Origin of the sequence: Salinivibrio sharmensis (genome assembly GCF_001995985.1) — a bacterium.
GTDB lineage: Bacteria > Pseudomonadota > Gammaproteobacteria > Enterobacterales > Vibrionaceae > Salinivibrio > Salinivibrio sharmensis.
Map to the genome: position 1 here is coordinate 32,835 of NZ_MUFC01000007.1, position 15,573 is coordinate 48,407.

11 protein-coding genes are annotated in these 15,573 nt (G+C 52.7%); 6 read left to right on the forward strand and 5 right to left on the reverse strand.

Translation table 11 applies throughout. The features are described 5' to 3' along the window. The first annotated feature begins 122 nt into the window (after window positions 1-122). Window positions 123-1,373 (forward strand): multifunctional CCA addition/repair protein, encoded by a 1,251-nt coding sequence (locus BZG74_RS08495; RefSeq protein WP_077772200.1) that lies wholly within the window; start codon window positions 123-125, stop codon window positions 1,371-1,373. Here BZG74_RS08495 and BZG74_RS08500 read toward each other — a convergent pair. From BZG74_RS08500 to BZG74_RS08515, 4 genes are all read right to left on the reverse strand, one after another. Continuing rightward, window positions 1,370-4,435, reverse strand: a complete 3,066-nt coding sequence (locus BZG74_RS08500) for an error-prone DNA polymerase (protein WP_077772201.1) — start codon at window positions 4,433-4,435, stop codon at window positions 1,370-1,372. The genes BZG74_RS08495 and BZG74_RS08500 overlap by 4 nt on opposite strands. Window positions 4,436-4,446: 11 nt before the next feature. After that, window positions 4,447-5,850 carry a Y-family DNA polymerase gene (locus tag BZG74_RS08505; RefSeq protein WP_077772202.1) on the reverse strand — a complete coding sequence of 468 codons (1,404 nt, stop codon included), beginning with the start codon at window positions 5,848-5,850 and terminating at the stop codon, window positions 4,447-4,449. After that, window positions 5,850-6,542, reverse strand: a complete 693-nt coding sequence (imuA, locus tag BZG74_RS08510; protein ID WP_077772203.1) for a translesion DNA synthesis-associated protein ImuA — start codon at window positions 6,540-6,542, stop codon at window positions 5,850-5,852. Before imuA ends, BZG74_RS08505 begins: the two co-directional genes overlap by 1 nt. A gap of 230 nt (window positions 6,543-6,772) precedes the next feature. Beyond that, window positions 6,773-8,164, reverse strand: coding sequence for a transporter substrate-binding domain-containing diguanylate cyclase (locus BZG74_RS08515; protein WP_162274010.1), 1,392 nt, complete (start codon window positions 8,162-8,164; stop codon window positions 6,773-6,775). Between the two features lie 631 nt (window positions 8,165-8,795). Here BZG74_RS08515 and pykF point away from each other — a divergent pair. After that, window positions 8,796-10,208: a pyruvate kinase PykF gene (pykF, locus tag BZG74_RS08520; protein ID WP_077772205.1), complete on the forward strand. Its 1,413-nt coding sequence runs from the start codon at window positions 8,796-8,798 to the stop codon at window positions 10,206-10,208. Between the two features lie 99 nt (window positions 10,209-10,307). Continuing rightward, on the forward strand, window positions 10,308-10,985 hold the full coding sequence (locus tag BZG74_RS08525) for a hypothetical protein (protein WP_077772206.1): 678 nt from the start codon (window positions 10,308-10,310) through the stop codon (window positions 10,983-10,985). Here BZG74_RS08525 and BZG74_RS15700 read toward each other — a convergent pair. Then, a complete protein-coding gene (locus BZG74_RS15700; RefSeq protein WP_167369486.1) occupies window positions 10,963-11,115 on the reverse strand; it encodes a hypothetical protein in 153 nt (50 codons plus the stop codon). The genes BZG74_RS08525 and BZG74_RS15700 overlap by 23 nt on opposite strands. 153 nt (window positions 11,116-11,268) lie before the next feature. Here BZG74_RS15700 and treR point away from each other — a divergent pair, with 153 nt between their 5' ends. The 3 genes from treR (at window position 11,269) to treC (ending at window position 15,517) form a co-directional block, all read left to right on the forward strand. Then, window positions 11,269-12,225: a trehalose operon repressor TreR gene (treR, locus tag BZG74_RS08530; RefSeq protein WP_077772207.1), complete on the forward strand. Its 957-nt coding sequence runs from the start codon at window positions 11,269-11,271 to the stop codon at window positions 12,223-12,225. Window positions 12,226-12,376: 151 nt separating this feature from the next. Next, window positions 12,377-13,795 carry a PTS trehalose transporter subunit IIBC gene (treB, locus tag BZG74_RS08535; protein WP_077772208.1) on the forward strand — a complete coding sequence of 473 codons (1,419 nt, stop codon included), beginning with the start codon at window positions 12,377-12,379 and terminating at the stop codon, window positions 13,793-13,795. A gap of 57 nt (window positions 13,796-13,852) precedes the next feature. Next, window positions 13,853-15,517 carry an alpha,alpha-phosphotrehalase gene (gene treC, locus BZG74_RS08540; RefSeq protein WP_077772209.1) on the forward strand — a complete coding sequence of 555 codons (1,665 nt, stop codon included), beginning with the start codon at window positions 13,853-13,855 and terminating at the stop codon, window positions 15,515-15,517. Window positions 15,518-15,573: the final 56 nt, after the last annotated feature.

The window sequence follows — 15,573 nt, forward strand, 5'->3', positions numbered from 1 at the left end:
CACGCCAGTTTTCAGGCACAAAATATCCGTGCTGCATTTCAATATGTATACTTGGGAAATAAATCGGAATCAGCATGGTCGCCATGCCGGATTCCAAGGTTAATCCAAACAAGGAGTCTCGTGTGAAACATTATCTTGTCGGCGGAGCAGTACGTGATGAGCTATTAGGCTTGCCGGTCACAGATAAAGATTGGGTGGTCGTGGGCGCGACCGTCGAGCAAATGCAAGCGGCCGGTTACCAGCAAGTCGGCCAAGACTTCCCGGTATTCTTACACCCGACCACACACGAAGAGCACGCCCTCGCCCGTACCGAGCGTAAATCAGGCCAAGGCTACACCGGGTTTATTTGCGACTTCTCGCCAGATATCTCACTGGAAGCGGATCTTCAGCGCCGCGATCTCACCATCAACGCCATCGCCCAAGACGAAGAGGGCAGCTTGATTGACCCGTATGGCGGTCAGCAAGATTTGCACAACCGCATTCTGCGCCATGTCTCACCCGCCTTTAGCGAAGACCCATTGCGGGTACTTAGAGTGGCACGGTTTGCCGCCCGTTTTGCGCCGCTCGGCTTTACCCTTGCCGATGACACCCTCGCACTGATGAAAATGATGGTCGCCAAGGGCGAACTCGCCCACCTCACCCCTGAGCGGGTTTGGCGAGAATGGGAGAAAGCGCTTGGCTGTGATTGTCCCGATGTGTTTCTTGCTGTGCTGCGCGATTGCGGTGCCCTAGCGGTAGTGCTTCCAGAAATCGACGCCCTGTACGGTGTGCCGAATCCAGCCAACTGGCACCCTGAAATCGACACCGGCATCCACACGGAAATGGTCAGCCGTTATGCCGCCTCATTGACCGATGACAAAAGCATCCGCTTTGCCGCACAAGTCCATGATCTCGGTAAGGCCCTCACCCCAGCCTCTATTTTGCCCGGCCATCGCGGACACGGCAATCGCGGGCTGCCCGTGATTAAAGATCTGTGCGAGCGACTACGTATCCCCAACGCTTATCGGGATTTGGCCTTGGTGGTCAGTGCGCATCATTCCAAAATTCATAAGTGCGATCAACTCAGCCCTGAGCATTGGGTAGCGCTGTTTAATCAGATTGATGCGTGGCGCAAACCCGAACGGGTCGAGCAATTGGCCTTGGCGTGTTTAGCTGATGTGCGTGGCCGCAAGGGGCGTGAAAACTATCACTACCCACAAGCCGATGCCTTACGCGAGCGCTTTGCTTGCGCGCAACAGGTAGAAGTTAAGCCGATTGTCGACGCGGGCTTCAAAGGCGCGGCGATTCGTGATGAGCTGCATCGCCAGCGTATTCAAGCGGTGGCCGCGTGTCCGGCGCCACCACGCCCAGAAGCGGTGAGTCCCTCGCGTTAACGGAATTCACGCGCGGCCACCGACAAGGTGGTGAGCGTCGGGGTCAGGTCAATCAACTTACCGGCAATCACGTGCACCACCTCGCCCTGTCGCTCGACAATGCCATGCACTTTCAACACCTTGGCTTGCATAAAAGCACGGGATTGCGCCCGTGCCGTCCCCGCCCAAACCACCACATTGATATTGCCCGTATCGTCTTCCAAGGTGACAAAGGTTACACCACTGGCCGTACCCGGGGATTGCTTGCCCGTCACCACCCCCGCTACCGCGACCCAGCTTTGCGATGCACACTGTGATAACTCAACACCACGAGTAAAACGGCCCAGCGTGCCGGCTTGCGCCATCAAACGAATGGGATGATCGGTGAGCGACAGCCCCAAGGCCGCGTAATCTTCAATCACGTTCTGCCACTGGGAAGGCGAATGAGGCAACGCCACCTCATCGTCACTGGCGGCCAGTAGTGGCAGTTGCCGCTGCTGATCCATCAGCGCCCAGCGCGCCTGATAGCGGTTACCAGCCAGCGCCGCCAATGCGCCACTGCTGGCTAAGGCTTGATAAGCATCGCGGTCAAGGTTAATTTCTTGCAGTGACGACAAAGACGCAAACCCTGCCTCTGGACGATGGGCCAGCAACCGGTCTATTGCCGCCACGCTTAATCCTTTGACTAACCGCAACCCCAGTCGCACGCCCCACCGATCGCCGACCTTTTCTAAGCAATGATCCGCTCCCGAGTGTTGCACACAAACCGGCAACACAGGCACCTGATGGCGCGTGGCGTCTTGCATCAATTGTGACGGTGAGTAAAACCCCATCGGCTGGCTATTAAGCAAGCCAGTGTAAAACGCGGCGGGGTAATAATGCTTTAACCACGCTGATACATAGGCCAAAACCGCAAACGAAGCCGAGTGGCTCTCTGGAAAGCCATAATCACCAAACCCACAGATTTGCCGGTAAAGCTGCTCGGCAAAGTCAGCGCGATAACCTCGCGCAGTCATCCCTGCGATCAATTTGTCGCGAAACGGCGCCAGCCCGCCTTTTTTCTTCCAGGCCGCCATCGCGCGGCGCAGCTGATCCGCTTCCCCACCGGAAAAGCCAGCCGCTACCATCGCCAATTTGATCACTTGCTCTTGAAAAATGGGCACCCCGAGCGTGCGCGCCAGCACTTGCTCAACCGCTTTGGACGGGTAGCTCACCGCTTCTTCCCCGTCGCGTCGCTTTAGATACGGATGCACCATGTCACCTTGAATCGGACCGGGGCGGACAATGGCAATTTGAATCACCAAATCATAATAACAAGCCGGTTTGAGCCGCGGCAGCATACTCATTTGTGCTCGCGACTCAATTTGAAACACTCCCACGGTATCGGCGTGCTGAATGCGTGCAAACACCGCCGGATCGTCGCCTTGTTGGGTGATCGCCGCCAAACTCAAGCGAGGGCCACCGGTTTGGGCAATCAAATCAAAGGTGCGGCGAATCGCGGTGAGCATGCCCAGTGCAAGTACGTCGACTTTCATCAGATGCAGTGTTTCCAGATCGTCTTTATCCCACTGGATCACCGTCCGCTCTGCCATCGCCGCATTTTCCACCGGCACCAACTCATACAAAGGCCCATCTGCAATCACAAAGCCACCAACATGCTGAGAAAGGTGGCGTGGAAAGCCGATCAATGTCTGGGTCAGCGACAGCCATTGTTGGCTTTTCGCGCTTTTAGGATCCAGGCCCAACTGCTGAAGTTGCTGCGTCCAAGGCTGGGTTTTATCGCGTCGATTGAGGTTTTGAATAAAAAAATCGATCTGGCTAGCGGGGATCGCCAACGCTTTGCCCACATCGCGCAATGCACTTTTAAGCCGATAACGGATCACAGTTGCCGCTAAGGCGGTCCGCTCACGGCCATATTTTTGATACAAATACTGGATCACTTCTTCACGGCGCTGGTGCTCAAAGTCGACATCAATATCCGGCGGCTCGTCGCGCTCTTTGCTAATAAAGCGCTCAAACAGCACATCGACTTTGCACGGATCCACCGCGGTGATCCCTAAGCAATAACACACCACCGAGTTCGCCGCCGAGCCGCGCCCTTGATATAAGATCCCACGCGATTGAGCAAAGCGCACCAGATCGTAAATGGTCAAAAAGTAATACGGGTAATCCAACGCCTCGATAAGCGCGAGCTCTTTTTCAATGATGGCTCCCACGTCACGGGGAACCCCTTGTGGGAAGCGCTGCTGTGCGCCCTGCTTGACCGCCTCACGCAGATACGCCATCGCAGACTCGCCAGTCGGCACCACTTCTTTGGGGTAGCTGTATTTAAGGCTCGCCAAGGAAAACTGACACTGGGCGGCAATCTTGGCACTTTCCGCCAGCCACTCAGGGGGAAACAAAGCGTGTAATTTAGGCAACGGGCGTAAGGCGCGCTCTGCATTGGGCAATAATGTCCGCCCCAACGCCGCCACCGGCTGACGATTCCGAATCGCCGTTAAGGTATGATGTAACGCCAGCCGCTCAGGGTGATGCATCAGCACATCACCACACGCTGTCACACGAAGCTCATACTGGCTTGCCAGCATGCGACAGTGCGCCAGATACGGATGGTCGTTATCCGCTAGATCGCGCCGCACAGCCAGATACAAGCGCTCAGCATGATAACGCAGCAGCCACGTCGCCCAATGATGATCGCTCTCCGCGCCACTGGGTAGCCATAGCACTATGCCATGACGCACCGACATCAGATCCCACTCGCTCAGCTGGTAATCGCCTTTGTGACTGCGCCGCCGCGCATTGGTGATAATCCGACACAGCTCTTGGTAAGCCGCTTGGGTGGGACACAGTAAAACAACATCTAACGCCTGCAGGCGAAAGCGACTGCCAATGATCAGCGAAAGCTGCGGATAATCACGCTGAGCTTGATACGCACGCACCACCCCTACGACCGAGCATTCATCGGTGATCGCGAGCGCTTGATAGCCCAATGTTGCCGCTTGCGCCACCAGCTCTTCCGGGTGTGAGGCGCCCTCAAGAAAGGAAAAGTTGCTGCAACATACCAGCTCGGCATACGTACTCATCGCTTCACCGTCTAACTAAACCAACCGTGTAAAAACCAAGTTTGCTCCGGCGTGCGAAACACCCACAACCATTGTTGCTGGGCGTTTTGGGCAATAAAGTAATCACGCTGGATAGGCGCACCTTCCCACCAACCCGTGACAATCCGCTCCGGCCCTTCACGTAAGGTGATCTTACCCACCAGTGGTGTGGGTTGCGGCAGCAATAAACTTGGGCGTGGGCGCGTGGGTGCCAAGGCCGTCGGTGTCGCACTATGGTGATGGGGGACATGTTGGCTGGCCGTCTCGGGACGGTGATGATCTACATACGCTAACCGCATAACCGCCTCCTCCCCGAGTCGGGCAGCCAGTGTCGCGACCAACTCATCACGATTTTGCTCACCTTGCTGGGCGCTAAAAAGATCGGTTTGTCCGGGCTGGTAGCAATCGATTTGCGAAGCCGTCACACTGACCTCGGTCACCGGCTGGCTCACTTGCCATGACGCCAGCCGTAAACGCACCAACGCCATCCAGCGCTCGACGTCTTTCTCGCCATGCGCGGCCATTACCGGCAGGGTTTCTTCACATCCATCACGCAAGCTAAAATCCAACGTCAGCGCAGGCGTACAGGCACTACGCTGCTCAAGAAAACGGCACAGTGCCGAGACGAGATTCTCGATAATGGGCAATAAGTGGGCTTGCTCACTAAGCTCAAACAACAAGACCCGCTGCTGAAAAAATTGCAGCGGTGGCTGAAAATAACGCAGTGGCGTCGACTGGGCGCCACGCACTTCAGCAAGGTAATCCACCACAGTGCGCGGAAAACGTCGCGTCAGCGAAGCGGTGGGCAAGGCGATAAGATCACCTAACTGAGAGAGGCCCAGACGCGTAAACTGAGTTTTCACCGTCTCCGGTAAAGGGGCTGCAGCCAACGGCAATTGCTGCAATGCTGCCTGCAAATGCTCGGGGTCGGTACTGATCTTGCCCACGTGTCCATACGCCATAAGCTCGGCGGCACGCGGCGTTTGGCCCACCCCAGCCTGATAACGGATACCACTTTCCACCAGCGTTTGAGTCACCGCCTGCCATAGCGGAGTAAACCCTTGATATAGCGCCAACATCGGTGAAACGTGTAGCCATAAACCTTTAGGGGGATTAAGGCTGATTTCCGCGACCAGCGGATAAAGCTGTGTGGCGAGCTGCTCAAGCGCGGACTGCTCTTTCACCGCGCAATAAGGGTAGACCGCGAGCTGATGACAAATAAGCGCTGCAGCCCCTAATCCCATACCGGTATTCAGACCGTGCGTGTTAGCCGCCACAGAGAGCTGCACTAAACGGCCTTCTTGCTCGCAAACCAGCCCCACCGCTTGCACCGACGACGGTGCATAAAGGCTATCTAACAGCAAGTTTGGGCAGTGCAGATACAGCCACAATGACATCACGCTTGCTCCCGCTGTTGCCGTGAGGGAAAGGCAAGTAAATTCTCTGAATTGCTCGGCCAGGTCACCAACGCGGGCCATTGCGTGCGCCAATCGAGAGTAAACGGGGCCGGAGGCCATTGGCCGCGACAATAGCGCACCGTGACCGTCACACCACATGCAGAAGGGGCCAGCGCAACGCTTAAATCGACCGGCAAGGTCAATGAATACGTCTGCTGGCGGCGTAACAGTACCACCGCACATTGGCCATGTTCGGCCGCCAGTTTTAGGCGTTTTACTTGTCCCACCGTGAGCGAAGATGGCCATAACACGACCGCCTGACACGCGCCACTGCGCGCCGCTTGCTCGGCGGCCCACAGCGCATCCTGATCGCTTTTGGGAGACACCAACAAGGAGTTGTCGGTTAAATAGCCTTGCTGATGTAGCATCGCTGCGTTGAGTCCAACCGGTGGACGGATCCACGCTACCTGCTGACCGCTGGCGTGATACAACGCCGGTAACACCAGCCGCAACTCACCGACACCATAGTCACTGATGATATCTGTCACACCTGGAGACGGGAGCCCGCCTAGACGCTGATCAAAGGCGCTGTAACCGGTCGCTTTTTTATCGGGTAATTCCGCCATTAACGGCCGCTGACTAGCGCGCCATAGGCCGTGTTGCTGGGCTAATTGGTCGAGTGTTTTCATCATCAAAATACCTGTATATATGTACAGTATATTTAATGAAGGCACAGCTGCAAGGAAAGAAAACGAAAAAAGCAGAAAAGAGAAGATGGTGCATTATAGGAAAGAAAGGTGAATCACTGCAGCACACCTCTGGGCGGATGGCGTGCCATCATCAATCATTGCGGCTAAAGAATACGCAGGGCAACTCTCATTAGAGCACAATACTGCCCCGCTTTACCCGACAGCAAACGGTATTATATTTCGGCGATGGGGGTATTGACGGATTGCGAAGAAGCGAGCATCACTTGGTTACGTCCACGGTCTTTCGCGCGATACATGAGAAGATCAGCGGCATGGATCAACGCATCTAGCTCTAGCTGCTTCATCTCCTCCACCACATCGCTAGAAACAATCGCGCCGATACTCACGGTGACACGAATATCGGCGCCGCCAAATTCAAACACCGTCTCCGCAATATCGCAGCGAATGTGGTTGGCAATTTCAATTAAGGCATCTAAATCTTGGGTTGGGCATAAGATGCAAAACTCTTCTCCGCCTAAACGCGCCGCGGCCCCTTTTTTAACACATCGCTTTAAATAGCTCGCCAGATGTACCAGCACCTTATCGCCTTGCATATGTCCATAGGTATCGTTGACCTGCTTGAAATGGTCAAGGTCAATCAAAATTAATCCTACTTCCTGCTGGCGGCTCAGCTTGGGTTTTAAGCGGGTAAAGTAGGTTTCGAGCCCACGGCGATTTAATAACTGCGTCAAAGGATCGGTATTAGCAAACTCTCGCAAGCGTGCATTCGCTCGGCGTAATGAGACCGTGCGTTTATACACCATGCGTTTCAGAATAAAGATATAGGTCACCGCGCCTAACAGCATCACCAGTACAATGCTAGGAATAAGCCAAGCTGGATAAGCCTCGACGCGCTCGGTATTGACCCACTTTTGCTTGATGCGTAACAGCTCTTCCGCCGGTATGTTATTCATGCCGTCACGAACCTGGTCGAGCAAGGCTTGGTTGCCTTTAGGCACCGCCGCATAAATCGGGCGTGTGTAGAGGATTTGCTCTGCCACAAACGTCAATGGCTTATCAAACGTGAGCATATAAAAGTTGGCGACCTGACTATCCGCCACCAGTGCATCCACCTCACCACTGAAAGCGGCATCAAATAACCGCTCATTATTGGCGTAAGTCTGTTGTGCTACGTCCGGGTAATGCTTAGATAGGTAGTTTGACTCATAACTGCCTGCGACGACACCAACTGTCTTACCGCCAACAAGCGTGTCTGTTTTCGTTCCGCGCGCGTCATTGCGGATATATAACGAACCATCAATATTAAAAATAGGCGCAACAAAATCGAGATAGGTCTCGCGCTCGGCGGATTTTAACAGTCCGGCATGCACACGGTTACCGCCTTCTTTCATATAAGCGAGCGTGTCGGCCCAGTCGAGTAACACAAATTGTACGGGCTCATGATTATATTGAGCGTAGGCTTGCCAGAAGTCGACCAACAAGCCTTTGGGTTGGCCATTATCAGACAAGTAGCTGTAAGGCTTCCAGACAGAAGAATGGGTGGCGACTAAAATGTCTTTTTCTTCTGACAGATAGGCGTCGTCAGCCCATGCAAACGTACTCATATACGTGCAGGCCAGGAGCAGCATCCCTGCCAAAAGTCGAAAAGTGCGCGCAAACATTGTTAGACAGTCCATTCAAAGAGTCTTGATGGTAGATAAATTCTAAGGGAACGCAAAAGACTTAATAAAAAAGCATGATCCAGTTCAAATTGGAAGACAGATCACATCATAAAGTGCGCAAATAGCCACTGATGGCCGATAAAAGCAGCAAAAAGGAATACGTCGTATGGTAAAGCCTGATCATCAACAGAAAGCGTAATCATGATAAAAATATCTTGCTTCATACCTGTGCTGTCACTTGGTTGTAATGATTTAAATCATCAGCTGTGGTAAATTTACGCCCCCCAAAAGAAGGGAGAATGCATGAGACACGCGCACTATTGAGTGTTTTGTTGTCAATGAAGCCTTTATTGCCCGTGATCAACACAGATCACTGCAGACAATCTATACTCACGATCGATAAACAGTGACGTCACCACAGCCACCCTAGCTGCGGTAACGTCATTGCAAAATGCAAAAAATTCGCTTTCCCAGCCACTTAAGTAGTAAAAGTGCGTGGTAAAATTACACTTTTCGGTGTGTTGTGAGAAAGCATCAGGCTTATGTTTCAATTTTTGACCGGAGAAATGTGTCGATGAAAAAGACCAAAATCGTATGTACGATTGGCCCAAAAACCGAATCTGAAGAGATGCTTACTCAGCTTGTTGAAGCTGGCATGAATGTCATGCGTCTTAACTTCTCACACGGTGATTACCAAGAGCACGGCACACGTATTGCCAACTTGCGTAATGTGATGAAGCAAACCGGCAAACAAGCCGCTATCTTGCTTGATACTAAGGGTCCTGAGATCCGTACGGTAAAACTAGAAGGTGGCGACGACGTACTACTGGAAGCAGGTCAAACCTTTACCTTCACCACAGATACGTCTGTCGTGGGCAATAAAGAGCGCGTTGCCGTCACCTACGCCGGTCTGCCGCAAGACTTGAAAGCCGGTGATACGGTACTGGTTGATGATGGTCTGCTTGAGATGGAAGTACTAGAAACGACTGAAACTGACGTCGTATGTAAAGTACTGAACAACGGTGAGCTTGGTGAAAACAAAGGCGTTAACCTGCCAGGCGTTTCAGTAAGCCTGCCGGCGCTGGCTGAAAAAGATAAATCAGATCTGAAATTTGGTTGCGAGCAAGGCGTTGACTTTGTTGCCGCCTCGTTTATTCGTAAAAAAGAAGACGTGGAAGAAATCCGCGAGCTATTGGCGCAAAACGGCGGTAGCGACATCAAGATCATCTCTAAAATTGAGAACCAAGAAGGTGTCGATAACTTTGACGCTATCTTGGAGGCCTCTGACGGCATCATGGTTGCCCGTGGTGACCTAGGGGTAGAAATCCCAGTTGAAGAAGTGATCTTCGCGCAGAAGATGATGATCGAGAAATGTAACCGTGCACGCAAAATGGTTATCACAGCAACACAAATGCTGGATTCGATGATCAAAAACCCACGTCCAACTCGCGCAGAAGCCGGTGACGTGGCCAACGCCATCATGGACGGCACCGATGCGGTGATGTTGTCTGGTGAATCGGCGAAAGGGAAATACCCATTAGAAGCAGTGAGCATCATGGCACAAATCTGTGAGCGCACAGACCGTCAAATGTCTCCAGCTCTAGGCTCTCGTCTCGATAGCGATCGCCTACGTATCACCGAAGCAGTGTGTAAAGGCGCGGTCGATACCTCTCAAAAGCTCAGCGCGCCTTTGATTGTGGTAGCCACAGAAGCGGGTAAATCAGCACGCTCAGTGCGTAAGTACTTCCCAACCGCGAACATTGTTGCCGTAACCACTAATCCGAAAACTGCCGCTCACCTGTGTCTGACTAAAGGTGTAACCCCTGTGATGATCGAAAGCATCGACAGCACCGATGAGTTCTACCGTCGCGGTAAAACTATCGCGCTAGAATCAGGCTTGGCAAACAAGGGCGATATTGTGGTCATGGTTTCAGGTGCGCTCGTGCCTTCTGGCACCACCAACACCGCCTCCGTGCACGTGCTGTAATTTAAGCACCCATAGTAACGCCTACGCCCCGACTCGTTCGGGGCGTTTTTTTATCACCCGTTCAGTGGCATGATAAAAGAAAGCACGGCAGGAAGCGCAATGAGACCAACCAAAGCACAAGAAGCCATGGCGCAGATTTGGGGCGCAATACTCACCCGGCAGCTCACACTGACAACCAATGCGCACGGCAATTATTCACTCACCGTCGCCAACTTATGCACGCAACTTGATTTAACCACAGCAACAGCGCGTGATGGCTTACATTTACTCGCCATGGAAAGACGCATCAGCTACCAACCCCACCTCGGGTACCAGTTAATCCCATTGAGTCAAACTGATTGGGCATCGGTCACAGCCGGCATACAAGGCGTGATTGGCGCATTGCTGGATAGGCTGCCCCCGAGGATGGATGAACACACCTCGCTCACAATACTTGGCCTGCTGCACAGCATCCAGCACCTACCTACCAAAGACTACCGTGACGTCGCTGCGATGGCACATTGGCATAAACAGCTTCATCACACACTCTTTGCTGGGGTCAATCCTTATTTGCAGGAAGCCGTACAACCGCTTGTCGCTCAGCATCTACGCTATCTTACGCATCCGGATGTCGGCTTTGAGTTTGCAGCCAGTTGGCAGCGCTTAATGCCAGTATTGCGCGGGCTTGTCTCTGCGCGACCGCAAGCTCACAGCCGCGCTTATCAACACTATTGGCAGGAGATCAATACCTTGATCTCGCAAAGGCTCAACGCCCTTACCAGTGGACAATTTCTTTGAAGTGGGTTTTTATCAATACCGCTAACGGTACCAAATAGATGGCACTAAACTTGACGGCCATCACCGCCAAGGTCAGGGTGGTAACGCGTACTAGGCACTTATTGATTGTTTGTAGTAAAGGGTGACTCATCATCATTTCAGTCTAAAGCGGGAAGTCTGTTCAAAAATCAGGCAATAGTTTACAAATTAATCAATAAATCGCAAGCGCCAATCACGCCTGTTATTATCACCCCCCAACAGGCGGCGACTAAGCTGCTGATTTAGTGTGACTGCAGAGAGCAAGATGACAAAAGCATTGACCATTTTGGATATCGCCCGCTTAGCCGGGGTGGGAAAATCGACCGTATCTCGTGTGTTAAACGATGATCCACGGGTCAAAGATAGTACGCGCGAGAAAGTACAAGCCGTGATCGATCAACATGGCTTTATGCCCTCCAAATCCGCACGTGCAATGCGCGCCCAGCGCAGTGGTGTAGTGGGCGTGATCGTGGCCAAGCTCAGTTCCAACTCTGAAAACACTGCGTTGACGGGTCTGCTCAATACCTTGTATGCCAGAGGCTATGACGCCGCCATTATGGAAAGCCAGTTCTCACAACAAAAAGCACAAGCGCACCTGGATGTGCTGAAACGCCGCAATGTGGATGGGATTATCTTTTTTGGTTTTTCTGGCTGTGATCTTAGCGCACTCGCACCCTTCGCCCCTAACTGTGTCGTGCTTGCCGTTGACAGTGATCAATACATTAGCGTCAGCTATGACAACCAAGGCGCGGTCACACAAGTGATGGATCACTTTTATCATCAAGGGTGCCGTCATATTGCATTTTTGGGGATTGATGAACGCGATGAAACCACAGGCCTCGCCCGCTCTGGTGCCTATCAGCGTTTTTGCCAAACCCACCAACTCTCGCCACAGTTACATCGCTGTGAGATGAGCTTACATGCCGCCTATGACGCCACGGATGCGCTTATTCAGCCACATACTGATGCCATTGTTTGTGCATCAGACACCCTGGCGTTGGGTGTTGCCAAGCGACTACAAACGCTACACCGTGAAGACATTGCCATTGGCGGCATTGGCAACCATGACATGCTCCGTTTTATGTTCCCGCGCGCCGTGAGTGTAGAGCTAGGCTACCACCAAGCAGGACAAAATGCCGCTGACTTGTTGCTCAAACAGCTGAATGACGACGCCCCTGAGGTAAGCCACTGGACACAACCTTGCCACCTAGTTACTCCCTAAGCAGCAACTCATACCAATAATCAGGCAGTTACAAATTTCTATGTGATGGTTTTCAAACAATGGGAACGATTCCACTGATAAATTCGATAGTAGGATCCATAATAAGTGGGAACGTTACCAATGAATACCCTACAGCAATACAGGATTGCTTATGAGCCAGATAGATAAAAAAGCCATTGACCAATTGGTCACTCATATTGGCGGCAAAGATAACATCGCAACCGTTAGCCACTGCCTCACGCGTTTACGTTTCGTACTAAATGATCCAGAAAAAGCGGATGTGGCCGCGATTGAAGCGCTCCCCATGGTCAAGGGTTGCTTTACCAGCGCCGGTCAATTTCAGGTGGTGATCGGCACCAATGTCGACCAAGTGTATGCACTACTAGAGGAACAAACCGGGGTGGAAGGCCAGTCAAAAGACGAGGCCAAACAAGCTGCGCGCCAAAATATGAGCCTGACTGAGCGTGCCATCTCACACCTCGCGGAAATTTTTGTTCCCCTTTTACCCGCGATTATCACCGGTGGTCTGATCCTCGGCTTCCGTAATGTGATCGGCGATATCCGCATGTTCGATGGCAAAACCCTGACCGAAATCAGTGAGTTTTGGGCCACCGCTCACGGCTTTTTATGGCTGCTTGGCGAAGCCATCTTCCACTTCCTGCCTGTCGGTGTATGTTGGGCGACGGTGAGAAAAATGGGCGGCACACCCATTTTGGGTATCGTGCTAGGTATTACCCTAGTGTCGCCACAGTTGATGAACGCTTACCTGATTGGTAAAGAAATGCCTGAAGTGTGGGACTTTGGCTGGTTCTCAATTGAAAAAGTCGGCTATCAAGCACAGGTGATCCCAGCGATGTTCGCCGGTATGGCGTTGGCATTTATTGAAACCCAGTTAAAACGCATTATTCCGGATTACCTCTACTTGGTGGTGGTGCCGTTTGTCGCGTTGCTTACCTCAGTCGTCTTGGCGCACACTCTTATCGGTCCCTTTGGGCGTGAAATCGGCAACGGCGTTGCCTTCTTGGCTCGCACGGCGATGACCGGTGATTTCGCCTTTATTGGCGCAGCGCTGTTTGGCTTCCTCTATGCACCTTTGGTGATTACCGGTGTGCACCATACCACCAACGCGGTGGACTTGCAGCTGATGCAGGAAATGGGTGGCACGCCTATTTGGCCACTGATTGCCCTGTCTAACATTGCACAAGCCTCGGCGGTGGTTGGCATTATTTGGGTCAGCAAGAAAGAAAACGAACGTGAAATCTCTGTGCCAGCTGCAATCTCCGCCTACCTTGGCGTAACAGAGCCGGCCATGTACGGGATCAACCTACGTTACAAATTCCCAATGCTGTGCGCGATGGTTGGCTCGGCGCTGGCCGCCATTGTGTGTGGCCTTTCCGGTGTGATGGCCAACGGCATTGGTGTAGGTGGCCTACCGGGCATCTTATCTATCCAACCACAATTCTGGGGTGTTTACGCGGTCGCGATGTTAATCGCCATCTTAGTACCAATCGCACTCACCGCCTTTATGTATCGCCGCCACGCCAGCAAAGGCAAATTAGCGGTCGTCTAATTCCATTCCGTCCGCGGGGAGTACGCTCCCCGCTTTTTTAGCGTTAAGAGAGACATTATGCACGCACATCCCTGGTGGAAAACGGCCACCATTTATCAGATTTACCCAAAGAGCTTCCGTGATACCACACAAACAGGGACAGGTGATCTGCCAGGCATTATCGAAAAGCTGGACTACTTTTCGGCCTTGGGCATCGACGCGTTATGGCTAACCCCCATTTATGTATCACCACAAGTCGATAATGGCTACGACATTGCTGACTATTACGCGATTGACCCTAGCCTAGGCACCATGGACGACTTCGACACCTTGCTCGCCGAGGCGCACAAGCGCGATATCCGCATCATCATGGATATTGTGATTAACCACACCTCAACCGAGCACCCTTGGTTTCAATCAGCGCTTGCCAGCAAAGACAGCCCCTATCGCGATTACTACATCTGGAAAGATCCGGTTAACGGCGGCGTTCCTAACAACTGGCAATCAAAATTTGGTGGTAGCGCGTGGCAATGGCATGAACCGACCGGCCAGTATTACCTCCACCTATTTGCCACCGAACAGGCCGATCTTAACTGGGAAAATCCTGAGGTGCGGGCAGCCGTCAAAGACGTAATGGCCTTTTGGGCTGAGAAAGGCGTGGATGGCTTTCGCCTCGATGTGATCAATTTGATCTCCAAAGATCAGTCGTTCCCTGATGATCATCAAGGCGATGGTCGCCGTTTTTATACCGACGGTCCGCGCGTTCACGAATACTTGCAAGAGATCAGCCGCGACATTTTCCAGCGTTACGGCAGCGTCACTGTGGGCGAGATGTCTTCGACCACCTTGGAGCACTGTCAGCAGTATTCCGCGCCAGATGGCAAAGAGCTCTCCATGGTGTTTAACTTTCACCACTTAAAAGTCGACTATCCGGGCGGCGAGAAGTGGCGACTGGCGCCGTTTGATTTCTTGGCCCTAAAACAGCTTTTCCGTACTTGGCAGCACGGCCTACATAATCAAGGTTGGGGCGCACTGTTTTGGTGTAACCACGACCAACCGCGTGTTGTCAGCCGCTTTGGTGATGATCGCCACCATCGGGTCGCGTCCGCTAAAATGCTCGCCACCGCGATTCATATGCAGCAAGGCACGCCTTACGTGTATCAAGGTGAGGAAATTGGCATGACCAACCCGGGCTACCAGCGTATTGATGACTATCAAGACGTCGAAAGCCGTAACATGCACCGCCTGCTTTGCGAACAAGGCATGCCTGAAGGAGAAGTGTTGGCCATTCTTGCTGCGCGCTCACGCGACAACTCGCGTACCCCCATGCAGTGGGACAGTTCAGCAAACGCCGGTTTTACCACAGGCACACCGTGGCTAAAGCCAGCGCCCAACTATGTTAACGTCAATGTCGACACCGCACTGGCGGATAAAGACTCGGTGTTCTATCACTACAAACAGCTGATTTCCCTGCGTAAAACCTTACCCGTGATCCGTGAAGGGGATTATCAGGACTTGCTGCCTGACCACCCACAGCTGCTCGCGTATCGTCGCGACAATGGAGACAGCCAACTGGTGGTAGTGTGTAACTTTTATGGCGAACCGGTCACAGCGGCCTTGCCTGTCGCCCCTGCCCCGAACGCAGACTTGGTGAGCCATAATTACCCAGAAGCCAAGCCCTTGATGCCAGAAATGCAACTGGCACCCTATGAAGCCTTGGTGTATTTGATTAATCCCACTTAATCGGCACAAAAATGGCACGCCTTGGCGTGCCATTTTATCAATACACATTACCAACT

Bases quoted from the DNA above. Each gene is read 5' to 3' on its own strand.
- BZG74_RS08500 (WP_077772201.1), bottom strand. From the start codon at position 4,435: ATGAGTACGTATGCCGAGCTGGTATGTTGCAGCAACTTTTCCTTTCTT.
- BZG74_RS08505 (WP_077772202.1), bottom strand. From the start codon at position 5,850: ATGTCATTGTGGCTGTATCTGCACTGCCCAAACTTGCTGTTAGATAGC.
- imuA (WP_077772203.1), bottom strand. From the start codon at position 6,542: ATGATGAAAACACTCGACCAATTAGCCCAGCAACACGGCCTATGGCGC.
- BZG74_RS08515 (WP_162274010.1), bottom strand. From the start codon at position 8,164: ATGAGTACGTTTGCATGGGCTGACGACGCCTATCTGTCAGAAGAAAAA.
- pykF (WP_077772205.1), top strand. From the start codon at position 8,796: ATGAAAAAGACCAAAATCGTATGTACGATTGGCCCAAAAACCGAATCT.
- BZG74_RS08525 (WP_077772206.1), top strand. From the start codon at position 10,308: ATGAGACCAACCAAAGCACAAGAAGCCATGGCGCAGATTTGGGGCGCA.
- BZG74_RS15700 (WP_167369486.1), bottom strand. From the start codon at position 11,115: ATGAGTCACCCTTTACTACAAACAATCAATAAGTGCCTAGTACGCGTT.
- treR (WP_077772207.1), top strand. From the start codon at position 11,269: ATGACAAAAGCATTGACCATTTTGGATATCGCCCGCTTAGCCGGGGTG.
- treB (WP_077772208.1), top strand. From the start codon at position 12,377: ATGAGCCAGATAGATAAAAAAGCCATTGACCAATTGGTCACTCATATT.
- treC (WP_077772209.1), top strand. From the start codon at position 13,853: ATGCACGCACATCCCTGGTGGAAAACGGCCACCATTTATCAGATTTAC.